Annotated in this window: 20 protein-coding genes; 10 read left to right on the top strand and 10 right to left on the bottom strand. The window is 66.8% G+C overall.

Going from position 1 to position 21,545, the window contains the following annotated elements; genetic code table 11:
* Positions 1-52: 52 nt before the first annotated feature.
* Both MKCMC460_RS07070 and MKCMC460_RS07065 read left to right on the top strand, forming a co-directional pair.
* Positions 53-766 (top strand): histidine phosphatase family protein, encoded by a 714-nt coding sequence (locus MKCMC460_RS07070; RefSeq protein WP_236981268.1) that lies wholly within the window; start codon positions 53-55, stop codon positions 764-766.
* 62 nt (positions 767-828) lie between these two features.
* Positions 829-2,862 carry an SDR family oxidoreductase gene (locus MKCMC460_RS07065; RefSeq protein WP_238305450.1) on the top strand — a complete coding sequence of 678 codons (2,034 nt, stop codon included), beginning with the start codon at positions 829-831 and terminating at the stop codon, positions 2,860-2,862.
* 1 nt (position 2,863) lies between these two features.
* Here MKCMC460_RS07065 and cmaA1 read toward each other — a convergent pair whose 3' ends face one another.
* Positions 2,864-3,727 carry a cyclopropane mycolic acid synthase CmaA1 gene (gene cmaA1 / locus MKCMC460_RS07060; RefSeq protein WP_236981267.1) on the bottom strand — a complete coding sequence of 288 codons (864 nt, stop codon included), beginning with the start codon at positions 3,725-3,727 and terminating at the stop codon, positions 2,864-2,866.
* A 33-nt stretch (positions 3,728-3,760) separates the two neighbouring features.
* Here cmaA1 and MKCMC460_RS07055 point away from each other — a divergent pair, with 33 nt between their 5' ends.
* The 3 genes from MKCMC460_RS07055 (at position 3,761) to MKCMC460_RS07050 (ending at position 5,533) form a co-directional block, all read left to right on the top strand.
* The gene (locus MKCMC460_RS07055; RefSeq protein WP_236981266.1) at positions 3,761-4,693 is read left to right on the top strand and encodes a nucleoside hydrolase; all 933 of its coding nucleotides are present in this window, start codon (positions 3,761-3,763) and stop codon (positions 4,691-4,693) included.
* A gap of 39 nt (positions 4,694-4,732) precedes the next feature.
* Positions 4,733-4,861 carry a hypothetical protein gene (locus MKCMC460_RS31370; RefSeq protein WP_255731142.1) on the top strand — a complete coding sequence of 43 codons (129 nt, stop codon included), beginning with the start codon at positions 4,733-4,735 and terminating at the stop codon, positions 4,859-4,861.
* A gap of 333 nt (positions 4,862-5,194) precedes the next feature.
* Entirely contained in the window at positions 5,195-5,533 is a 339-nt protein-coding gene (locus MKCMC460_RS07050) for a WhiB family transcriptional regulator (protein ID WP_236981265.1), read from the top strand.
* Positions 5,534-5,668: 135 nt separating this feature from the next.
* On the opposite strand, the gene MKCMC460_RS07045 is transcribed toward MKCMC460_RS07050, so the two are convergent.
* Positions 5,669-7,207, bottom strand: coding sequence for a DNA polymerase Y family protein (locus tag MKCMC460_RS07045; RefSeq protein WP_238305970.1), 1,539 nt, complete (start codon positions 7,205-7,207; stop codon positions 5,669-5,671).
* Between the two features lie 38 nt (positions 7,208-7,245).
* Complete coding sequence (locus MKCMC460_RS07040; protein ID WP_238305448.1) at positions 7,246-7,875, bottom strand: hypothetical protein; 630 nt, start codon at positions 7,873-7,875, stop codon at positions 7,246-7,248.
* A gap of 219 nt (positions 7,876-8,094) precedes the next feature.
* Between MKCMC460_RS07040 and MKCMC460_RS07035 the strand changes: the two genes are divergently transcribed.
* Complete coding sequence (locus MKCMC460_RS07035; protein ID WP_236981264.1) at positions 8,095-9,078, top strand: 2-hydroxyacid dehydrogenase; 984 nt, start codon at positions 8,095-8,097, stop codon at positions 9,076-9,078.
* Positions 9,079-9,104: 26 nt separating this feature from the next.
* On the opposite strand, the gene MKCMC460_RS07030 is transcribed toward MKCMC460_RS07035, so the two are convergent.
* Both MKCMC460_RS07030 and guaA read right to left on the bottom strand, forming a co-directional pair.
* On the bottom strand, positions 9,105-10,013 hold the full coding sequence (locus MKCMC460_RS07030; protein WP_236981263.1) for a phytanoyl-CoA dioxygenase family protein: 909 nt from the start codon (positions 10,011-10,013) through the stop codon (positions 9,105-9,107).
* Between the two features lie 54 nt (positions 10,014-10,067).
* Complete coding sequence (gene guaA, locus MKCMC460_RS07025) at positions 10,068-11,666, bottom strand: glutamine-hydrolyzing GMP synthase (RefSeq protein ID WP_370653086.1); 1,599 nt, start codon at positions 11,664-11,666, stop codon at positions 10,068-10,070.
* 114 nt (positions 11,667-11,780) lie between these two features.
* Between guaA and MKCMC460_RS07020 the strand changes: the two genes are divergently transcribed.
* Complete coding sequence (locus MKCMC460_RS07020) at positions 11,781-12,530, top strand: beta-phosphoglucomutase family hydrolase (RefSeq protein WP_236981262.1); 750 nt, start codon at positions 11,781-11,783, stop codon at positions 12,528-12,530.
* Positions 12,530-14,896, top strand: a complete 2,367-nt coding sequence (locus MKCMC460_RS07015; protein ID WP_236981261.1) for a glycoside hydrolase family 65 protein — start codon at positions 12,530-12,532, stop codon at positions 14,894-14,896. Before MKCMC460_RS07020 ends, MKCMC460_RS07015 begins: the two co-directional genes overlap by 1 nt.
* A gap of 5 nt (positions 14,897-14,901) precedes the next feature.
* Here the strand turns inward: MKCMC460_RS07015 and MKCMC460_RS07010 are convergent, their stop codons facing one another.
* Positions 14,902-15,471, bottom strand: coding sequence for a TetR/AcrR family transcriptional regulator (locus tag MKCMC460_RS07010; protein ID WP_236981260.1), 570 nt, complete (start codon positions 15,469-15,471; stop codon positions 14,902-14,904).
* Positions 15,472-15,533: 62 nt separating this feature from the next.
* Between MKCMC460_RS07010 and MKCMC460_RS07005 the strand changes: the two genes are divergently transcribed.
* Positions 15,534-16,430 carry a TauD/TfdA family dioxygenase gene (locus MKCMC460_RS07005; protein WP_236981259.1) on the top strand — a complete coding sequence of 299 codons (897 nt, stop codon included), beginning with the start codon at positions 15,534-15,536 and terminating at the stop codon, positions 16,428-16,430.
* Between the two features lie 65 nt (positions 16,431-16,495).
* The gene (locus MKCMC460_RS07000; protein ID WP_236981258.1) at positions 16,496-17,383 is read left to right on the top strand and encodes a TauD/TfdA family dioxygenase; all 888 of its coding nucleotides are present in this window, start codon (positions 16,496-16,498) and stop codon (positions 17,381-17,383) included.
* Between the two features lie 96 nt (positions 17,384-17,479).
* On the opposite strand, the gene MKCMC460_RS06995 is transcribed toward MKCMC460_RS07000, so the two are convergent.
* From MKCMC460_RS06995 to MKCMC460_RS06980, 4 genes are all read right to left on the bottom strand, one after another.
* Positions 17,480-18,583 (bottom strand): hypothetical protein, encoded by a 1,104-nt coding sequence (locus MKCMC460_RS06995; protein ID WP_236981257.1) that lies wholly within the window; start codon positions 18,581-18,583, stop codon positions 17,480-17,482.
* Between the two features lie 191 nt (positions 18,584-18,774).
* Positions 18,775-19,521 carry a hypothetical protein gene (locus MKCMC460_RS06990; protein ID WP_238305445.1) on the bottom strand — a complete coding sequence of 249 codons (747 nt, stop codon included), beginning with the start codon at positions 19,519-19,521 and terminating at the stop codon, positions 18,775-18,777.
* 21 nt (positions 19,522-19,542) lie between these two features.
* A complete protein-coding gene (locus MKCMC460_RS06985; RefSeq protein ID WP_238305443.1) occupies positions 19,543-20,397 on the bottom strand; it encodes an SDR family NAD(P)-dependent oxidoreductase in 855 nt (284 codons plus the stop codon).
* A gap of 38 nt (positions 20,398-20,435) precedes the next feature.
* Complete coding sequence (locus tag MKCMC460_RS06980) at positions 20,436-21,536, bottom strand: hypothetical protein (RefSeq protein WP_236981255.1); 1,101 nt, start codon at positions 21,534-21,536, stop codon at positions 20,436-20,438.
* Positions 21,537-21,545: the final 9 nt, after the last annotated feature.

The raw sequence follows: 21,545 nt of genomic DNA, 5'->3' as shown, positions 1-21,545 counted from the left end.
TAAGCCTCGCAAACCCTTCCCACCGACGGCATCGGCAGGGCAGGCTATCGCCATGGTGATGCGCAGCATGATCCGGACGGCTCCCAAAGTCTTGACCGTGCTGGTCGCCGCCGTCCTGGTCGGCGCCTGCGGTGGCGGCAGCCCGCAGGCACGCAGCATCACGTTGACCTTCATCCGCAACGCGCAGTCCCAGGCCAACGCCGACGGGATCATCGACACCGCCGAGCCCGGCCCCGGGCTCACCCCCGACGGACAGGGCCAGGCCCAGCAGCTCGCCCACCAAGGGCACAACGACTTCGACAGCGTCTACACCTCGCCGATGGCCGCCGATCAGCAGACCGCGGCCCCGCTGGCCGGCAGCATCGGCAGGCAGGCCGAGGTGGTGCAGGGCCTGCGGTCGATCAACGCCGGCTGGTTCAACGGCAAGCCGGAGTCGATGTCGAACAGCACCTACATGCTGGCGCCCACCCACTGGGTGGTGGACGGCGACGTGCAGAATGCCATCCCCGGCTCGATCAACGGCTCCGACTTCAACTCGCAGTTCTCCGCCGCGATCCGCAAGATCTACGACAGCGGCCACCACAAGCCCGTGGTGTTCTCGCAGGGGAACGCGATCATGGTGTGGACGCTGATGAACGTCAAGAATCCCAAAACCGGTCTGCTGAGCACCCATCCGTTGCCCAACGTCGGACGCGTGGTGGTCACCGGAAGCCCGACCACCGGGTGGACGATGGTGGAGTGGGACGGCGTGCGCAGCTTCAGCTGACCTTGATTACTTGATTACACGGGGGTTGACGCGGGCGGTGTGATGCCGCCACGATGGGCGGCATGCGGTATGTCGTTACCGGCGGTACCGGGTTTATTGGTCGCCGAGTGGTTGCCCGTCTGTTGGAGTCCGATCCCCAGGCACAGGTGTGGGTGCTGGTGCGGCGCGCGTCGCTGGGCCGCTTCGAGCGCCTTTCGCTGGACTGGGACGACCGGGTGAAGCCGCTGGTCGGCGAGCTGCCCGCGCTGGATCTGAGCGAGCAGAGGGTAGCCGAGCTGGGTCACGTCGACCACGTTGTGCACTGTGCGGCGATCTACGACATCACCGCCGCCGAGGCGGCGCAGCGGGCCGCGAACGTCGACGGCACCCGCGCCGTCATCGCGCTGGCACAGCGACTCGACGCCACCTTGCACCATGTGTCGTCAATCGCGGTGGCCGGCGACTACCGCGGCGAGTACACCGAGGACGACTTCGACGTCGACCAGCACCTGCCGACGCCGTATCACCGGACGAAGTTCGAGGCCGAGGCCCTGGTCAGGGCCGCCCAGGGGCTGCGGTACCGCATCTACCGCCCGGCCGTGGTGGTCGGGGACTCGCGCACCGGCGAAATGGACAAGATCGACGGGCCGTACTACTTCTTCGGGCTGCTGGCGAAGCTGGCGGTGTTGCCGCGGTTCACGCCGATGCTGCTGCCCGACACCGGGCGAACCAACGTCGTCCCGGTCGACTACGTGGCCGACGCGATGGTCGCGCTCATCCATACCGACGGCCTGGATCAGCGCACCTTCCATCTGACCGCACCCAAGACCATCGGCCTGCGCGGCATCTACCGCGGGATCGCGCGCGAAGCCGGGCTGCCGGCGCTGCGTGGCGCGCTGCCGCGCTCGATGGCCACCTCGGTGCTCAAGGCCAGCGGGCGCGCCAAGGTGGTGCGCAACATGGCGGCCACCCAGCTGGGGATTCCCGCCGAGGTGCTCGACGTCGTCGACCTGGCACCCACCTTCGTCAGCGACGAGACACAAAAAGCATTGCAGGACACCGGGATTGCGGTGCCCGAGTTCGCCTCGTACGCGCCGAAGTTGTGGCGGTACTGGGCCGAGCACCTCGATCCCGACCGGGCCCGCCGCGACGATCCGCGCGGTGCCCTGGTGGGGCGGCACGTCATCATCACCGGTGCGTCCAGTGGGATCGGCCGGGCGTCGGCCATCGCGGTCGCCGCCCGCGGTGCAACCGTGTTCGCGCTGGCCCGCAACGCCGAGGCCCTCGACCAGCTGGTCGCCGAGATCCGCGCCGACGGAGGCCAGGCATACGCCTTCACCTGCGACGTCACCGACTCCGCATCGGTCGAGCACACCGTCAAAGACATCCTGGGCCGCTTCGGCCACGTCGACTATCTGGTGAACAACGCCGGCCGGTCGATCCGCCGTTCGGTGGTCAACTCCACCGAGCGCCTGCACGATTACGAACGGGTGATGGCGGTCAACTACTTCGGCGCGGTGCGGATGGTGCTGGCGCTGCTCCCGCATTGGCGGGATCGCCGGTTCGGCCACGTCGTCAACGTCTCCAGCGCCGGCGTGCAGGCACGCAACCCGAAGTACAGCTCGTATCTGCCCACCAAGGCGGCCCTGGATGCGTTCGCCGACGTGGTGTCCACCGAGACGCTGTCCGACCACATCACGTTCACCAACATCCATATGCCGCTGGTGCGCACCCCGATGATCGCGCCGTCCAAGCGGCTCAACCCGGTGCCGGCGATCAGCCCCGAACGTGCGGCCGCGATGGTGGTGCGCGGGTTGGTGGACAAGCCCCGACGGATCGACACCCCGATGGGCACCCTGGCCGAAGCGGGTAACTACTTCGTGCCCCGGATTTCGCGGCGGATCCTGCATCAGCTCTATCTGGGCTACCCCGACTCGGCAGCTGCCCGCGGGGCGACCGAGGTGCAAACCCCTGTCGCACAACCTGTTCCAGCAACCCCGGCGTCCCCGCCGGCACCGCGACGCCGCCCGAAGCGGCCGGTGCGCGCGCTGCGGACGGTCACCGCACCGCGCCCGCTCCGGCGGGCGGTGCGGCTGGTGCCCGGGGTGCACTGGTGAGTCAAGCCTCGCAGGTGAATTGGTTGACGTCGATGTAGCCGATCCGGAACATCTTCGCGCAGCCGGTCAGGTACTTCATGTACCGCTCGTACACTTCCTCGGACTGCAGCGCGATGGCCTGATCCCGGTGCTCTTGTAGCGCGGCGGCCCAGATGTCCAGAGTCTTGGCGTAGTGCGGCTGCAGCGACTGAACCCGGCTCACCGTGAAACCGTTGGCGGCGGCACGCTGCTGCACCATCGGTATCGACGGCAGTCGCCCGCCCGGAAAGATCTCGGTGACAATGAATTTGACGAATCGGGCGAACTCGAAGGACAACGGCATGCCGCGTTCCTTCATCTCCATCGGGTGCAACCCGGTGATGGTGTGCAGCAGCATGATTCCGTCCCGCGGCAGCAGGCGGTGCGCGAGGGTGAAGAACGCGTCGTAACGCTCGTGGCCGAAATGCTCGAATGCCCCGATGCTGACGATGCGGTCGACCGGTTGGTCGAACTGCTCCCAGCCTTGCAGCAGAACGCGTTTGGAGCGCGAGCTGCCGGATTGCGCGAAGAGTTGCTCGACGTGCTGCGCCTGGTTCTTGCTCAGCGTCAGTCCGACGACGTTGACGTCGTAGCGCTCCACCGCCCGCATCATGGTGGCGCCCCAGCCGCAGCCGACGTCGAGCAGCGTCATACCCGGTTCGAGTCCGAGCTTGCCCAACGCGAGGTCGATCTTGGCGAGCTGCGCCTGTTCCAGCGTCATGTCCTCGCGTTCGAAGTAGGCGCAGCTGTAGGTCTGGGTGGGGTCGAGGAAGAGCCGGAAGAAGTCGTCGGACAGGTCGTAGTGCGCCTGGACATCTTCGAAATGCGGCTTCAGATCATCGGGCATCAGGCCAGCGTAACGGTCGGTAGGGTTGCCGTAATGGAGCCCGTCTTCGCCGACGTCGACACCGGCATCGACGACGCGGTCGCCCTGATCTACCTGTTGGCCAGCCCGGGCGCCGAACTGGTGGGGATCGGCTCGACCGCCGGCAACGTCGGGGTCGACCAGGTGTGTGCGAACAACCTCGGGTTGCTCGAATTGTGCGGGGCCGCCGAGGTTCCGGTGGCGCGCGGCGCCGACGGGCCGTTGACCGCGAAGCTGCCCGATCGCGGAAACCCACACGGCCCCAACGGCTTAGGGTATGCCACGCTGCCGCCGAGCACCCGGCAGCTCAGCGACTACGATTCCGCGACGGCGTGGGTGCGCGCGGCGCGCGCCTATCCGGGAGAGCTGATCGGTCTGGCCACCGCACCCCTGACCAACCTGGCGCTGGCGCTGCGCGCCGAACCGGAGTTGCCGGCGCTGCTGCGCCGGTTGGTCATCATGGGCGGGGCGTTCGGCGACCCGCCGGTGCCCGAATGGAACATCCGGGTGGATGCCCGGGCGGCGGCTGAGGTGTTCGGCGCTTTCGCGCGGGCCGAGCGGCCTGCGGTGGTGTGTGGCCTGAACCTGACCCGCCAGGTGGCGATCACCCCGCAGATCTTGGCCCGGTTGCGCGGCTCGGGAACGTCCGGGCCGCTGATCGGCTTCATCGACGACGCGCTGCGGTTCTATTTCGAGGTGCATCGCGACCGCGGCGACGGTTACCTGGCATTCATGCACGATCCGCTGGCCGCCGCCGTTGCTCTGGATCCGACGCTGGTGTCGACGCGGGCTGCGACGGTGCAAGTCGAAACGACTCGGGGTGTGGCGGTGGCCGATTGGTCGGGTAGCCGAAAACCCAACGCGCAGATAGGCGTCGCCGCCGATTCGGCGATGTTCTTCGATCGGCTCGTCGACCGCGTGGCCTCGTTTGCGCATCGACTGGGCTGAGCGCGGGCTTCGTCGCAAGCATCCTCGCGAAGTCTGACCATGGGTTTGGCAAGCGCGGTGCTGGTGGCGGGCAGTGTGGCACCGATGGCCGCCTGGCCGCCGTGGCCGCCGTGGCCGCCGTGGCCGCTGGGCCTCAATTTCTGCCCGATCCCACCCTGGTGGCGGTGACCGGTCCTCCGGTAAAGGCGTTATGCCGCAATGCTTTCCAATACTGAGCTGCCAGGAAAAACGCGTCAACCTGCGGTTTTCGCACCGCGACCGGCCCCAGTTCCAACAAACCGACAGTCAAGCTCTCGGGCCCGATTTCATACCGAAAAGATGGCACATTCGTCCCAGAAAGTCGTGTTGAACTGTTGCGCAATTGGCATGTGGCCTTTACCTTTGAACCACGGTGAGATTCCGGTCACGTGTGGCGCGACAGGGCAGCGCAGCATCGGCCACAGGTGGTTCGCACCGCGGGGAGGCGGTCGCAATGCGGCCAGGATATCGAGGGGAACGTTCGTGTCAGGATCACGCCCGGCCGCCCGGCCGCTGAACCTTGTCGCAGTTAGCAGTGCCCAGGACGCTGGGGAACGCGCGTGGGTCTCGAAAGCCTTGTGCAGGAACACAGATCCCGACGAACTCTTCGTAACCGGGGCCGCCCAACGCAAGGCCGCCAACTTCTGCCGGCACTGCCCCGTACTGCGGCAGTGCGGCGCCGATGCACTCGACAACAAGGTCGAGTTCGGCATCTGGGGCGGCATGACCGAGCGGCAGCGTCGCGCCTTGCTCAAGGAGAACCCCGACGTGGTGTCCTGGTCGACCTTCCTGGACAAGCGCCGGAAACGTTCCGCTGGATAACGTTCACCCGACGTTCATTATTACTTTTCTGTTACAGCGATCTGCCCCGCGTCGGTGTGCGTCGGTGAATTCCACTGCACCACAACGAATCAGGATGATCCTCGCGGACCCGGCCTGACCACTGCCGTCCGAAGGTCACTCGTAGATTCCCTCCATGTACCACCTCCTTTGCCGGTAACACAGCAACAGCGCGCGCTCGCTCTCCAGCAGCACCTGGACACGGGCGACGCGGCTGCCCCCTTGGCCGGGCCGGTCGTCCCACCATCGCTCGTCGACCGGCCACGGTCCGGCCCACCAGCGCACCCGCTCGTCCCGGCCGCGCAGGACCAGCCGAACCGGGTCCCCGGAGAACATTCCCCGGCCGGTCACCCGGATCGGATTCCGCTGGGCGTCAAGCAGTTCCACCGGATCGTCGAGCAGCACCGACGGCGAGGGCTCGGGCAGCTGGCCGGGCCAGGGTTGACGGGGATCGGCTTGGGGAACCGGCTCGTCCCCCAGCGGGGTCAAGGTGATGCGCTCGGCCGGCCCCCGGCCGCCGGACAGCACCGGCACCTGCACCGCCTCCGGACCGAGCAGGCCCTGCACCCGCACCAGCGCCCGGCGGGCCCGGAGCCGGTCCTCCTCGCCCAACCCGCCCCACAGCGGCAATTGCAGCGCCTCGGCGGAGACCACCTCGACGGCCTGCAGCCGTAACGACGTGACCGGCGCATCGAGGGGTCGCCCGCGCGCGATCCGATGGCTCAGCCAGCCGTCCAACTGCCAGCGCACCCGGTCGGCGGTGGCTTCCTCGGTCAACGGCTCGGCACACCGCCACACCCGTTCCATCTCTTCGCCGGTGGCGGTGACGGCGTGGATGGCCAGCCGGGTGCAACCCACTCCGGCGCCCAGCAACGCCTGATGCAGCGTCGCGGCCAGCGAGCGGCTGGCGAACGCCGCGGCGTCGACCCGGTCGATCGGTGGGTCGCAGTCCAACACGGCGTCGAGTTCCGCGGCCGGCTCACGACCGGAAGGACCACGTTCCGGCTCGCCACGAGCAAACCGGTGCGCAGTCACCGCGTCGGCCCCGAACCGGGAGGCGACATCGGTTCGCGACAGGGCGGCGAACTGCCCGATAGTGCGAATTCCCATTCGCCACAACAGATCTGCCAACTCGTCGCGTCCCGGACCGGATAGGCTCGGCTCGGTGGCCAACTGCCGGATGGACAGCGCCGACAAGAACCGCGCGTCGCCGCCCGGGTCCACGACGCGGCCCGCCCGCGCCGCGAAGACCGCGGTGGACAACCCGTCGGCGATCCCCACCTGACACTCGGCACCGGCCGCTGCCACGGCGTCGATCAACTTCTCGGCCACCTGCTGCTCGGACCCGAAGAACCGGGCCGCCCCGCGCACCGGCAGCACCAATAACCCCGGCCGCAACACCTCGGCCCGGGGCACCAGATCGTCCACCGCGGCGATCACCCCCTCGAAGAACCGGGCATCGCGGTCGGTGTCGGCGGCGGCGATGTGCAGTTGCGGACACCGGGCCGCCGCCTCCCGACGCCGTAACCCCCGCCGCACCCCGGCGGCCCGGGCCGTCGCCGAGCAGGCGATCACCCGGTTGGCCAAGGTGACCGCGACCGGGGCCGTCGCGGACTGGCCCGCGGCTGCGGCGGCCGCGACCGCGGGCCAGTCCATGCACCAGATCGCCAGCACCCGAGAAGCAACCACCGGACTCACCCGGTCCGCGATCGACCGACCGTCCGCCCATTGGCGCACACCTGCAGTCGCACCCCGCTGATGCGTCCGAACCCCGGGGCGGGCGCACCCCCGCGAGCCGGAGTGATCTCGAAGCCGCAGACCCGCGCCTCCAGCCGCGTCGAGGCCCCTTCCCACTCCCCGTCGGTGACCAGCACGGTGCATCCCTTGCTGCGGGCACGGGCCACCACCGCCCGCGCCCGGGTCCGCGTCACCCGGCGCCCACCCAGGCCGAGGACCACCAGATCCATGCCGTCGATGAGCACCGCGGCCACCTCCACCGGATCGCTGCCAGGATCTGGGATCACCGCGAGCCGGCTCAGGTCCGCCCCCATCTCCACCGCGGCCAGCAACCCGATATCGGGCTGACCGACGATGACGGCATTGCCCCCCTCCGCCGTCACCGTGGCCACCATGCGCAGCAGCAGCGACCGCGCGCCCGACAACACCGCCACCGCCCCCCGCGGCACCAACGACCGCTCCGCCGGCGCCGGCTCAGCGGCATACGCGACTTCCTTGCCGGACAACGCAGCAATCTTCTGACGCAGCTGTTTCAGCTGTTCAGAGCGATTTTCCTGGCGTTGATCGGACGCGAAAGCCGCAGTCATGACCAGCCTCCCCAGCGTCAAGGAATCGAAAGTTTGTTCGATTGAGTTGAGTAAACACCCGCCCTCTGACAAGCGTCAAGCAACCCAAGGGGCTGCTCATACACTCGATGCTGATGTGGTTCCTGGTGCGTTTGAGGGTGGACAACTACCGCCCCGGCGAGTCCCGAACGGCTAACGGCAGAGGGCGGGTGTTCCCACGCCCCGCATAGGATTCACCGAATGACCGCCCCCGCCGACGCCAAGCAGATTCTCGCCGTCATTCCGGCCGAAGCCGGCGGACGTGCCGTGGGTTCCCAACTGGCGAGTCTGGTCGGTACCGGGTTTCCGGTCACCGTGGTGGAGACCACCGACGAGGACATGGCTGCCCTGAACCGGGCCAGTGTCATTTTGACCGGCCTCGGACGTGTGACAGCCGAACAGATCGCCGCTGCCGCCAACCTGGAGCTCATCCAGTGCGCCAGCCACGGCTTCGACTACATCGACCTTGCCGCCGCCCGCGCCCGCGACATCACGGTATGCAACATCGGGTCCAGCGACGCCGAACTGCAGGACGTCGCCGAGCAGACCTTCGCCCTGATGCTTGCCCTCGCCAAGCAACTCGTCCCCGGGCACATCGCCCTCACGCAGGCAGACTGGGCGTTACCCAGGTTGCAGCACTCCATTACCGAACTGCACGGCAAGGTCCTGGGCATCATCGGACTCGGCCACATCGGGCAGCAAGTCGCCCGGCGCGGGGCCGCGTTCGATATGGAAATCGTCTACACCGATCCGTCCCCGGCCGTGACCGAAGCTGCCGACCGACTGGGCGCGCGCCGCGCGGAGCTCGACGACCTGCTGCGCAGCAGCGACTACATCGTGGTGCTCGCCCCGCTCACCGATGCCACCCGACATCTGATCGACGCCGAGAGATTGGCGCTCGTCAAGCCCACCGCGTTCATCGTCAACACGGCACGGGGCGCGATCATCGACCAGGATGCACTCGCCGACGCGCTGGTGGCCGGCCGAATCGCCGGCGCCGGTGTCGACGTGTTCGACCCCGAGCCGCCGACCAGCGCGCTACGCCTGCTGCGTGCACCGAATGTCGTTCTCTCACCCCACGTCGGCGGGGTCACGCGAGAAACCTTGATACGCATCGCCATTGCCGCGGCATCGAACGTCCTGAGATATCTGGAGGGCAAACCTCCCGCCGATGTGGTGTCCTGATTAGCGCGACTCGACCCGCGGACTCCTCAGACCGCGGCGGCGCCGATCTCGATCGGGGCGGTCGGCATGAATCGCTGGACGAGTGAATCAGCAACGGCCGCAACCTCATCGGACAGCGGGTACATGTGGCGATACTGCAGCACCTGCTTGCCGATCAGCCCCAGCCGCTCGTCGAACGTCGGCATCCGAGCGGGATCCAGCAGCGGGTTGTTGAACGCCGGGCAGTCGGCGCGCTGGAATTCGAAGGCGGCACTGATCCGCGCCGCCGTACCGAGCTGGCTCCCGCGCCCACCCCAGTGCAGCACCGCCTGATTCCAGGCCAGCATCGAGCCGGCGGTCGCGGGCAGCGCCCGGACATCCTGCGGGTTGTACACGGTGGTGTTGTCCTCGCCGTCCCACCGGCGCTGCTCGAACCTGTCGTCGAGATGGGCGGGCAACACGTACATGCACCCGTTGAGCGGGGTGGCGTCGGTGAACGGCAGCCACACCGTCAGCGTCTGGGGTGAGTTGTCGGAATCCAGCGTCGGGATCACCCGGTCGCGGTGCGGACCCCAGCCCACCGAGTTCTCGCTGGGGTTGACGTGCCAGACCCAGAAGTCGGGCAGTGCCCGATAGCCCGCACCGAGCACGGTCGTCAGGAACCCCGAAAGGCTCTGGAACGCCAGCCACAACTCGTCGTAGACGAACGCGAACGCCAGCGGAATCCCGCGCTGGAACAGCGTCGACACCGCGTAGCGGATCGGTGCGATAGTGGTCTCCGGCAGCGCGCCGGGGACCTGAACGTAGCCTTCCCGCTTGAGGTCGACGAACAGTCCGCCGCCCTCGCCAACCGCTGCCGGCCGGGGGCTGGCACCACCCTCGATCGACATGCCCGGGCACAGCTCGCCCCAGAACTCGGGCCGCTGCACCTCAGCAGCCGAAAGCGAACCGATCATCGCGACATCCTAACCCAGCGTGATCCGCCCCGAGGGCGCTTCAGCAGCGGAAATCTACTCCCACTCGATGGTTCCGGGTGGCTTGCTGGTGACGTCGAGCACCACCCGATTGACCTCACGGACCTCGTTGGTGATGCGGGTCGAGATGCGCTCGAGCACCTCGTAGGGCACCCGGGTCCAGTCGGCGGTCATCGCGTCCTCGCTGGACACCGGGCGCAGCACGATCGGGTGCCCGTAGGTGCGGCCGTCGCCCTGTACGCCCACCGAGCGGACGTCGCCCAGCAGCACCACCGGGCACTGCCAGATCTGCTGGTCCAGTCCCGCCGCGGTCAGCTCCTCCCGCACGATCGAGTCGGCGCGGCGCAGCGTGTCCAACCGCTGCGCGGTGACCTCGCCGACGATCCGGATGCCCAGCCCCGGGCCCGGAAACGGTTGCCGCGCAACGATTTCCTCCGGCAGACCCAGCTCCCGGCCGACGGCGCGCACCTCGTCTTTGAACAGCAGCCGCAACGGCTCGACGAGGATGAACTTCAGGTCGCCGGGCAGACCACCGACGTTGTGGTGGCTCTTGATGTTCGCGGTGCCGCTGCCACCGCCGGACTCCACCACGTCCGGATACAGCGTGCCCTGCACCAGGTAATCAACCGGCTTGTCGCCCAACACATCTCGCACCGCACTCTCGAACGCCCGGATGAACTGCCGGCCGATGATCTTGCGTTTTCCCTCGGGGTTGTGCACACCCGCCAGCGCGTCCAGGAACGTCTGCGCGGCATCGACGGTGACCAGGTTGGCGCCGGTGGCGGCGACGAAATCGCGCTCCACCTGCGCGCGCTCCCCTGCCCGCAGCAGGCCGTGGTCGACGAATACGCACGTCAGCCGGTCTCCGATGGCGCGCTGCACCAGCGCGGCGGCCACCGCGGAGTCCACCCCGCCGGACAGGCCGCAGATCGCATGGCCGTCACCGATCTGCGCCCGCACCTGCTCCACCAGCGCGTTGGCGATGTTGGCGGGCGTCCATTCCGCGCCGATCCCGGCGATTTCGTGCAGGAACCGGCTGAGTATCTGCTGGCCGTGCGGGGTGTGCATCACTTCCGGGTGGTACTGCACCCCGGCTAGCCGGCGCTCGACGGACTCGAAGGCGGCCACCGCCGCGCCGGCACTGCTGGCTACCACCTCGAATCCCGCCGGCGCGGCGGTGACCGCGTCGCCGTGGCTCATCCACACCGGCTGGACCGGTGGCAGGTCTGAATGTAGTGTGCCGCCAAGGACTTTCAGCTCGGTACGACCGAACTCGCTGGTGCCGGTGTGCGCGACGGTCCCGCCCAGCGCCTGCGCCATGGCCTGAAACCCGTAGCAGATGCCGAACACCGGCAGGCCCAGGTCGAACAGCGCCGGATCCAGTTGCGGCGCGCCCTGGACATAGACACTGGCCGGCCCGCCGGAAAGCACCACTGCCAGCGGGTTGCGGGCCCGGATCTCCTCGATCGCGGTGGTATGCGGGACCACCTCGGAGAACACCCGCGCCTCACGAATCCGGCGCGCGATCAACTGGGCATATTGTGCACCGAAGTCGACCACCAACACGGGCCGCGGCGAGGCTGATTCCACGGGCACCGAGTTTAATGTCTGGCCAGAGCCCGCACCCGCAGGCATGATTTGGAGGGCCGTTGGGTAGGCACCCGGGGTAGCCGAGACCGCCAACACCTACCGGAATTCCACCGCAGGATGTGAACTGGTAGCGCAAACTCCTGCGAAAGTGAGGTTCCCGTGCTGGGTCTGCCCGAGCAGGTGCATGCCTGTCTGTTCGATCTGGACGGGGTGCTCACCGACACCGCCGGGGTGCATACCAAGGCCTGGAAGCAGATGTTCGACGCCTTTCTGTCCGAGCGGGCTGAGCGGACCGGGGACAAGTTCGTCCCGTTCGACCCGGTCAGCGACTACCGCAAGTACGTGGACGGCAAGAAGCGTGAGGACGGCGTGCGGTCTTTTCTGGACAGCCGGGGCATCGAGTTGCCCGACGGCGATCCCGACGATCCGGCCGATGCCGACACGGTCTATGGCCTGGGCACCCGCAAGAACGACATGTTCCAGAAGGTGCTGCATGAGGACGGCGTCGAGGTTTTCGAGGGGTCGCGCCGCTATCTGGAGGCGGCCGCGCAGGCGGGTCTGGCAATCGCGGTGGTGTCCTCGAGCGCCAACACCCGCGACGTGCTGGAGATCACCGGTCTGGACCGGTTCGTGCAGCAGCGGGTGGACGGGGTGACGTTGCGCGAGGAGAACATCGCCGGCAAGCCGGCGCCGGACCCGTATCTGCGGGGGGCGCAGCTGCTGGGTGTCGAACCCGCTGCCGCGGCGGTATTCGAGGACGCGATCTCGGGCGTGCAGGCCGGGCGGGCCGGGCATTTCGGGATCGTGGTGGGGGTGGATCGGGTGGGGCAGGCCCAGGAGCTGCGCGACAACGGCGCCGACGTGGTGGTCCGCGATCTGGCCGAATTGCTCGACGGTGAGGAGAACTGATGATCTCCCAGGAATCGTTTCCGGTCGAGCCGTGGCAGATCCGCGAGACCCAGCTCAATTTGAACCTGTTGGCCCAGTCGGAGTCGATTTTCTCGTTGTCCAACGGGCACATCGGGTTGCGCGGCAACCTCGACGAGGGTGAGCCCTACGGTCTGCCGGGCACCTATCTCAACTCGTTCTACGAGATCCGGCCGCTGCCTTATGCCGAGGCCGGTTACGGCTACCCCGAAGCCGGCCAGACCGTCGTCGACGTCACCAACGGCAAGATCATCCGGTTGATGGTCGACGACGAGCCGTTCGACGTGCGCTATGGGGAATTGTTGGACCACGAACGGATTCTGGACCTGCGGGCCGGTACGCTCAGACGCTGCGCGGTGTGGCGCTCGCCCACCGGCAAGCAGGTTAAGGTGACCTCGACGCGGCTGGTGTCGCTGGTGCACCGCAGTGTGGCGGCCATCGAGTACATCGTCGAGGCGATCGACGACTTCTCCCGGGTCACCGTGCAATCCGAACTGGTCACCAACGAGGACCAGCCGCAAACCTCCGACGACCCGCGGGTCTCGGCCATCCTGGAGAACCCGCTGGAAGCCGTCGACCATGAAATCACCGAGGGCAGAGCACTTCTCATGCACCGCACCCGCAGCAGCGCGCTGATGATGGCCGCCGCGATGGATCACGAGGTCGAGGTCGAGGGGCGCTTCGAGATCAGCACCGACGCGCGCGCCGACCTGGCCCGCACCACCGTGATCTGCGGGCTGCGGCCGGGCCAGGAACTGCGCATCGTCAAATACCTCGCCTACGGCTGGTCGAGCCTGCGGTCGCGGCCGGCGCTGCGCGATCAGGCCGCCGCGGCGTTGACCAGCGCCCGCTACAGCGGCTGGCAGGGCCTCGTCGACGGGCAACGCGCCTATCTCGACCTGTTCTGGGATGCCGCCGACGTGGAGGTCGAGGGCGACCCGGAAAGCCAACAGGCCGTCCGGTTCGGGCTCTTCCACCTGTTGCAGGCCAGCGCCCGCGCCGAGCGCCGCGCCATCCCCAGCAAGGGCCTGACCGGAACCGGCTACGACGGCCACGCCTTCTGGGACACCGAGGCTTTCGTGCTGCCGGTGCTCACCTACACCGTGCCGCACGCGGTCGCCGACGCACTGCGCTGGCGGGCCTCGACGCTGGACCTGGCCAAAGAGCGGGCCGCCGAACTCGGCCTGGACGGCGCGGCGTTCCCCTGGCGGACCATCCGCGGCCAGGAATGTTCGGCCTACTGGCCGGCCGGCACCGCGGCCTGGCACATCAACGCCGACATCGCGTTGGCCTTCGAGCGCTACCGCACCGTCACCGGCGACGACTCGCTGGAAGAGGAGTGCGGGCTGGCGGTGCTGATCGAGACCGCGCGGCTGTGGATTTCGCTGGGACACCACGACCGCAACGGTGTCTGGCATCTGGACGGGGTCACCGGGCCCGACGAATACACCGCGATCGTGCGCGACAACGTCTTCACCAACCTGGTCGCCGCCCAGAACCTGCGGATCGCCGCCGACGCCGCCAAACGCCATCCCGACAAGGCGGCCGGGCTGGGGGTGAGCACCGAGGAGATGGCCACCTGGCGACACGCCGCCGACGCCGTCAACATCCCCTACGACGAGGAGATTGGCGTCCACCAGCAGTGCGAAGGGTTCACCAAGTTCGCCGAGTGGGACTTCGAGGACAACGCCACCTATCCGCTGCTGCTGCACGAGGCCTACGTGCGCCTGTACCCCGCGCAGGTGATCAAGCAGGCCGACCTGGTGCTGGCCATGCAGTGGCAGAGCCACGAGTTCACCCCCGAGCAGAAAGCCCGCAACGTCGACTATTACGAACGCCGCACCGTGCGCGACTCCTCGCTGTCGGCCTGCACCCAGGCGGTGATGTGCGCCGAGGTCGGACACCTCGAACTGGCCCACGACTACGCCTACGAGGCGGCGCTGATCGACCTGCGCGATCTGCACCAAAACACCCGCGACGGCCTGCACATGGCCTCACTGGCCGGGGCCTGGATGGCCCTGGTCGACGGATTCGGCGGCCTGCGCGACGACGAAGGCATCCTGTCCCTGGACCCGCAACTGCCCGACGGCATCTCCCGCCTGCGATTCCGGTTGCGCTGGAAGGGTTTTCGAATCACGGTCGATGCCGACCACGAAAACGTCACCTACACCCTGCGCGACGGGCCCGGCGGCGAGTTGGTCATCCAGCACGCCGGCGAGAAAGTCACGCTCAGCACCGAAGAACAATCCACCTTCCCGGTCCGCCCACGCGAGGCGCTGCTGCCGCCACCACCCCAACCGCCCGGCCGCGAGCCGCTGCACCGCCGCTCGCTGACCCGGATGACGTAGCGGCTTCAGTCCGGCTCCGTCAGCCGTGCGGCCGCGGCGACGACGGCCGATCGCAGTTCGGCGTCGCCGAGATCTTCCAGCCCGGTCGCCGAGCGCAGCATCGGTTCGAACAACCGCCAACCCAGTTGCAGTGCAAGAGCATTCGCGATGGCCAGTCGAGCTGCGGTGTCATCACCGTAGCGCGGCAGCACCTGCTCGAGCCACTGGTCGACATTGGGGAACGAGGTCTGCAGCTTTTCGGTCGGATAGCCGTCCAGCCGCGCCCGCGCCCAGACCCGCATCTGTCGGTCTATGGCGCGATCGACCACTGCCGGCGCCGCTCCGGACTGCAGCAACGCGGCCAGGTCGCCGGCTATGTAGTCGAGCACGGCACCGACCAGTTGCTCTTTGGTGCCGAAGTGCCGGAAAACCAAGCCGTGGTTGACCTTTGACCGCGCGGCGATGTCGCGGATGGACGTCGCGGCCGGGCCGCGCTCGGCGAACAGGTCGGCGGCCGCCGTCAGCACCGCGGCCGCCACTTCCTCCCGCCCCTTCGGAATCCTGTCGCGCGAGACGCGTGACGATTCGGTAGCCACCCGCCTACCGTAGCCTGGTAGTAGTCGATTGACTACAAAGGCTCTGCGTGAGGACTACGGCGATGACACACTCGGTGACGGTCACCAAACTGGGCAGCCGGATCGGTGCCCGGGTCTATGGCGTGCGACTGGGCGGCGAGCTGGACGCGGCCACCGTCGATGCGATCTACCAGGCGTTGGTGACCCATAAGGTGATCTTCTTCCGCGACCAGCAGCACCTCGACGACGCCACGCAGCTGGCGTTCGCCGGCCTGCTGGGCACGCCGGTAGGCCATCCGGCCGCCAAAGCCTTCGGCGCGGACGGGCCGATCATCACCCCGATCAACTCAGAGTGGGGCAAGGCCACCCAGTGGCACACCGACATGACCTTCGCCGCCAATCACCCGGCGGCCTCGCTCTTGCGCGCCATCTCGCTGCCCAGCTACGGCGGCTCGACGCTGTTCGCCAACACCGCGGCGGCCTACGCCGACCTGCCGGCACCGCTGCGACACCTGGTCGAGAACCTGTGGGCGGTGCACACCAACAAGTTCGACTACACCATCAGCGACGCCGACTTGGAGTCGCTGACCGATGGCCAGCGGGCCATGGTGCAGGGCTTCCAGCAGCCTGATTTTCGTACCGAACACCCCGTCGTGCGGGTGCATCCGGACACCGGCGAGCGCGCCCTGCTGACCGGCAGCTTCGTCCGCAGTTTCGTCGGCCTGGACCCGTACGAATCGAGCGTGCTGTTCGAATTGCTGCAGCGGCGAATCACGCAGCCCGAGAACACCATCCGCTGGAACTGGGCACCCGGCGACGTGGCCATCTGGGACAACCGGGCGACTCAGCACCGCGCAATCGACGACTACGACAACCAGCAGCGGCTGTTGCACCGCGTGACGCTGGCGGGCGACGTGCCGGTCAACCCTGCGGGGCAGCGCAGCCGGGTGCTCAGCGGAGCCCTGCTTGCCGTGGCGTAGTCGGTTGACTACACTGAGCGATGTAGTCAGTCGACTACAGACGTTCACGCAGAAAGACCGCCCCCATGACCAACGCCCTCGCAGTGCAGAAACTCAGCAGCCGGATCGGCGCCGAGATCAGCGGCGTGCGGTTGGACGGCGAGCTCCCCCGAGCAACCGTCGAAGCCATCCGCGCCGCGCTGCTCACGCACAAGGTGATCTTCTTCCGGGATCAGCACCACCTCGACGACGCTCGACAGCTGGCGTTCAGTGCGCTGCTGGGCACCCCGATCGGACACCCGGCGGCCACCGCCTTGTCAGCGGACGCGCCCGTGATCACCCCGATCAACTCCGAGTACGGCAAGGCCAACCGGTGGCACACCGACGTCACCTTCGCGGCCAACTACCCGGCGGCCTCGATCCTGCGCGCGGTCACCCTGCCCAGCTACGGCGGCTCGACGCTGTGGGCCAACACCGCCACCGCGTACACCGATCTGCCCGAGCCACTGCGCGGCCTGGCCGACAACCTGTGGGCGCTGCACAGCAACCGGTACGACTACGTGCAGACCACGCCGAAGACCGATGCGGAGAAGGCGTTCCGGCAGGTGTTCGAGGCGCCCGACTTCCAGACCGAGCACCCCGTGGTGCGGGTGCACCCCGAGACCGGCGAACGCACCCTGGTGGCCGGCGACTTCGTCCGCAACTTCGTCGACCTGGACAGCCACGAGTCGGCCGCCCTGTTCGAGCTACTGCAGCGCCGAATTACTCTGCCCGAGAACACTATTCGATGGAACTGGGCACCGGGCGACGTCGCTGTCTGGGACAACCGCGCCACCCAGCACCGCGCGGTCGCCGACTACGACGACCAGTACCGGCTGATGCACCGGGTCACCTTGATGGGCGACGTGCCCGTCGGCGTCCACGGGCAGCGCAGCCGGGTGGTCAACGGCGCGCCGCTCGCACTGGCCGGCTGATTCGCACTGAGTAACCGGTGGGCGAATTGCCCGGCCATAACGCGGGAGAACTTCACGTCTCCACACCATCGAAGCCTTGGTGTCCGCGCTCCGGTGTCAACTGTGCAAAGTGTATTTGCCTGTGAGAGTGGGGAGGTCAAGGAAGGTTTTGAACCCTGGGCTAGCCTGGACGACAGCTTCGACTGCGTTGACGCAGCGTGCGGCTGTCATGGCCATGGCATCGGCGAAGCTGCTGCCTTCGCTGCCGGGAAGCCCTAGTTGGAAATCCCCACGAAGGGGGTTGGTCCCCTCGATTTCGATGCGGTAGCCGCCAGCGGGCTCCACGTTGGGCCATTCCGGAGCCATGTCTTCGCGCAGTCGGTTCACGTGCTGAAGTACGATTCGGGGTTCGCCATTGATTACTCCGTTGACTCGGAAGATCATGGCCGCGATCGTGCCTTCGTCGACGACGCGATCGCCGACTGTGAAACGTTCGGGCGCCAAGAAGATCTCGGTTTCGACGGTGACGGTGTCGAGCGTGACTCCTAAGCCCCGCGCTGCCATGTAGGGGACGCTGCCCCATGTCAGGTGGATCGCGTTGGCGTCCTCGGCACTGAGATCCTCGGGTCGGCGGCCAAATCCCATCGCTTGCAACGTCTCGTAGGCTGCCACGTAGTAGTCGGAGTAGTCCAAGCACTCCGTGGCGGTGAGTTTGGTGACCACACCGCAGGTACTAGCCAGTGTTAGCGGCAGGACGTCGCCCATGAAACCTGGCTCGAATCCAGTGGCAAAGAATGTGACACCGCCTGTGTGGCAGGCTATTTCGATCTGAGCCTTGACTTCATCACCACTGGAGTAGTGTTCGGTGCCGATGAACGGGCAGACGGTCGTCGCGACGTTCTTGCCGTTCTCTAACAGCTGAATGATCGTGCGGAACATCTCGTGAGTGTTCGTGCCCGGCACCAGGGGATCCTGGAAGTCGTAAAAACCCGGCGTATAAATCACACAATCGGCGTCAAGGGCCAGGAGGTCGTCCACCGAATCGGTGGCGCTGACACCTACCGGCGGCAATCCGCAGATCTCCCCGGCGTCCTTACCGATCTTGGCCGGGCTGTAACAGCGCAACCCGACCAGATCCAGCTGCGGATTGAGCAAGATGTACTTCAGTGCGAACATCCCGGTGAAGCCGGTCGCCCATTGTATGACCTTGTAGCCAGTCAATTTATCCTCCTGATAGAGCCCCGTATCCGACCTGGCCGGGTGCGCGGACCGTGTGTAATACCGCATCCGAAGACGACAGCGCGTCCGGATGGTCCCGTGGCGGGCGTTGCCAACGGCTCCTCTGCGATATCCGGTGACCGGCGTGGGGACTGCGGCGACTGTGTCCAATGAGACCGGCCACCGAGACTCGCTCAAACGGGGGTAGGAACAGCGGGCAGCGGATCCTCTGTTCTCAACGGGAGGCGCTTGAACCACGGTGTTCTACCGCCGATGACCACCGTCATGATGACACCCCCGGTGACTGCGACGATCCCGGCCGCGATGCACTGCCACGATCGGGCGGCGTCACCGTAGAACGTCCAGGCAGTCGCATACCAGAACACCGTCATCGCAGTGAAGGTCCACCACATCGTGACGTTTTGCCCGATCGTCGAACGTCGGCGGAACATCAATGCGGCGCCGAAAAGCGAATACGAGATGACCGTGGGTGTGGTGGTGAACTGGTAGATCGGGTCGTCCATGACGTATTTGAAATACTCCCAGGTGACGCTCGCCGCGATCTGAAAAGCCAACAGCCCCAACACAAATGCCGGCGTACTGATGCCGGGGATCAGTTCGTCCTTACCGTATTTTACGACCTGGGCGAAAAAGATGAGCTCCAAGATCGCCGCGGTGAGCAGCCCGAACCAGAAGCATTTCAGGTACCAGTGGTGGTAGACGACAAACCAGTCGTAAAAGCGCGCGACACAGCCGGTGTCGTGAGCGAACCAGAAGAAGGTACAAAACAGTGGCATCGAATAGACCTTGTCGCGCTTGGCGACGCGAACGCATTCGATGAGCCAGATCCACTGAAAAATCATTGCGATCGTGAAGCCGCCCAGGATCCACCATTTGTTTTGATCGATGAGGCCCAGTAGTTGGTGGGGGTCGTACAACATCGACGTGCCTTTCGGTGGTGGTCAGCTGTAGAGCAGGCGCTCGGCTTTGGGTGCGTTGGGGCGCAGCATGCTCGACATGCCACCGTCGACGGCGAAGTTGGTGCCGGTGATGTAGCTGCCGGCGTCGCTGGCCAGAAGTTGCACGGCGCCTTCGATTTCGATGCAGTCGCCCAGGCGCCCGGCGGCGGTCATGCCAGCAAAAGACAGTTCAAAGCCTTGAACGGCCTCGCGCCCGGCAGCGCCTTCAACGAGTTTGAGGTGTTCGCGAAGCATGTCGGTCCAGTACATGCCGAGCACGATGGTGTTGACGGTGATGTTGTCGTGACCGGTCTCGGCGGCCGCGGTGCGCGCGAACGCGTTCATCGCGCTCTTGGCGGCCGTGTAGAGGCTCATTCCTTCCTGCGCGGAGCCGCGCACGCTGGTCGTCGACGAGCTATAGATGAGGCGGCCCCACTTCTGTTGGCGCATACGAGGGAGGAACGCGCGGGTGAGTGCGACGTTGGCCATCACGTTGATCTGGAAGATCTGATCCATCCGCTCGTCGGTGATGGCGTCGACGGGCTCGAACAGATCCGCGCCGGCGTTGCCGACGAAGATGTCGACGCCGCCGAACTTGTCGATGGTCGCGGCAGCGAGATCGCTGATGCTGGAACGGTCCTGCAAGTCGATCGTCGCGATGTCGACGTTGCCCTGCGGGGCTTCCTCGGCAAGCTTGTCGGCAGCTTCCTTCAGCAACGACTCGCGGCGGGCTGCGATCACCACGGTGGCGCCGCTCTTAAGCAGACCACGGGCCATGTGATAGCCCAAGCCGGTGCTGCCGCCGGTAACCAGTGCGGTGCGGCCGGTCAGGTCGAAGAGTTCGAATCCAGCACTCATGTCTTCTCTTTCGTGTGTAGAACGATTCGGTGGGTCGTCTATTTGGTCAGGGCGTAGCGACCGCCCAGCGGGGGCAACGCCAGGAAGGTCAGGTATCCGGCTGGTGCGTTGACCACTGGCTCGATGGAGTTGACGCAGCGCGCCGCAGTCATGGCCATCGCGTCCGAGAAACTGGAACCGGTACCACCGGGCAGGCCCATCGGAAACTCGCCGCGGAATGGCGGGAATCCGTCGATCTCGACGCGGTAACCACCGTCGGCGCCGATCGATTCCCAGTCCGGCGCCATGTCAGCGGTCGCGCGTGTGATGTGGTTGATGACGAACTTGGGGTCGCCCTCCACCAGTCCGGTCAGCTTCCAGCTCAACGCGCCGATGGTGCCCTCCCCGATCGGCAGACCGGCCGGCGTGGTGAAACTGCTTGGGGCTAAATAGAAGTCCGCTTCAAGGCGAGTGTCGTCCACGACAACGCCCAGCGCATCGGCCAAGACATGCAGCGCCCCACCCCAGCCGACCGTGATCGCACCGAGGCCCTCCGGCGGGATGTCCTGCGGCCGCGCCCCGAAGCCGAGTTGCTGCAACGTGGCCACCGCCGGGTAGGTCGAGACGTCGATGATCTCCCAGGTCCTGATCTGGGTGATCTCGCCGACCACGCTGGCCAGGGTGTAAGCCAGCGCATCGGTGGTGAAACCCGGATCGAACCCGCTGAAATGAACCGTTGTTCCCCCGCCTGCAGCACAGGCGGCTTCCAGCCGTGCGCGAAACGCTTCACCGTCGGCCAAGTGGCGCCAGTGGGTAGCCGTGCACACCGACGTTATGACATTCTTGCCGCTGGCCAGGATCGCTTCGAGGTCGGCGACCCATCCCGCCGCGGGGTTGTCGGGAATGCTGGGATCGGACAACATGTCTTGGGGCATGAAGACCACGCAGTCGGCATCGAGCGCCAACAGTGCATCTCTGTCGTGGGTCAACGTGACCCCGGCTGGTGCACGCCCGATGAGCTCTCCGGCGTCTTGGCCCACCTTGTCGTCGGAGTAGCAGCGCACACCCACCAATTGCAGGTGAGGGTTGTTGAGGATGAAGCCCAACGAGTACTTCCCGGTGTATCCGGTGGCCCATTGGATGACTTTCAGGGGGGACATGAACGCTCC

This window comes from Mycobacterium sp. 20KCMC460 (assembly GCF_022179425.1).
GTDB lineage: Bacteria > Actinomycetota > Actinomycetes > Mycobacteriales > Mycobacteriaceae > Mycobacterium > Mycobacterium kiyosense.
This window is presented reverse-complemented; position numbering and strand designations above follow the sequence as displayed.

Bases quoted from the DNA above. Each gene is read 5' to 3' on its own strand.
- guaA (WP_370653086.1), bottom strand. From the start codon at position 11,666: ATGCCTGCGGGTGCGGGCTCTGGCCAGACATTAAACTCGGTGCCCGTG.
- MKCMC460_RS07015 (WP_236981261.1), top strand. From the start codon at position 12,530: ATGATCTCCCAGGAATCGTTTCCGGTCGAGCCGTGGCAGATCCGCGAG.
- MKCMC460_RS07055 (WP_236981266.1), top strand. From the start codon at position 3,761: ATGGAGCCCGTCTTCGCCGACGTCGACACCGGCATCGACGACGCGGTC.
- MKCMC460_RS07040 (WP_238305448.1), bottom strand. From the start codon at position 7,875: ATGACTGCGGCTTTCGCGTCCGATCAACGCCAGGAAAATCGCTCTGAA.
- MKCMC460_RS07045 (WP_238305970.1), bottom strand. From the start codon at position 7,207: ATGGACTGGCCCGCGGTCGCGGCCGCCGCAGCCGCGGGCCAGTCCGCG.
- MKCMC460_RS07030 (WP_236981263.1), bottom strand. From the start codon at position 10,013: ATGATCGGTTCGCTTTCGGCTGCTGAGGTGCAGCGGCCCGAGTTCTGG.
- MKCMC460_RS06985 (WP_238305443.1), bottom strand. From the start codon at position 20,397: ATGAGTGCTGGATTCGAACTCTTCGACCTGACCGGCCGCACCGCACTG.
- MKCMC460_RS31370 (WP_255731142.1), top strand. From the start codon at position 4,733: ATGGGTTTGGCAAGCGCGGTGCTGGTGGCGGGCAGTGTGGCACCGATG.
- MKCMC460_RS07065 (WP_238305450.1), top strand. From the start codon at position 829: ATGCGGTATGTCGTTACCGGCGGTACCGGGTTTATTGGTCGCCGAGTG.
- MKCMC460_RS07000 (WP_236981258.1), top strand. From the start codon at position 16,496: ATGACCAACGCCCTCGCAGTGCAGAAACTCAGCAGCCGGATCGGCGCC.
- MKCMC460_RS07005 (WP_236981259.1), top strand. From the start codon at position 15,534: ATGACACACTCGGTGACGGTCACCAAACTGGGCAGCCGGATCGGTGCC.
- cmaA1 (WP_236981267.1), bottom strand. From the start codon at position 3,727: ATGCCCGATGATCTGAAGCCGCATTTCGAAGATGTCCAGGCGCACTAC.
- MKCMC460_RS06980 (WP_236981255.1), bottom strand. From the start codon at position 21,536: ATGTCCCCCCTGAAAGTCATCCAATGGGCCACCGGATACACCGGGAAG.
- MKCMC460_RS06990 (WP_238305445.1), bottom strand. From the start codon at position 19,521: ATGTTGTACGACCCCCACCAACTACTGGGCCTCATCGATCAAAACAAA.
- MKCMC460_RS07035 (WP_236981264.1), top strand. From the start codon at position 8,095: ATGACCGCCCCCGCCGACGCCAAGCAGATTCTCGCCGTCATTCCGGCC.
- MKCMC460_RS07070 (WP_236981268.1), top strand. From the start codon at position 53: ATGGTGATGCGCAGCATGATCCGGACGGCTCCCAAAGTCTTGACCGTG.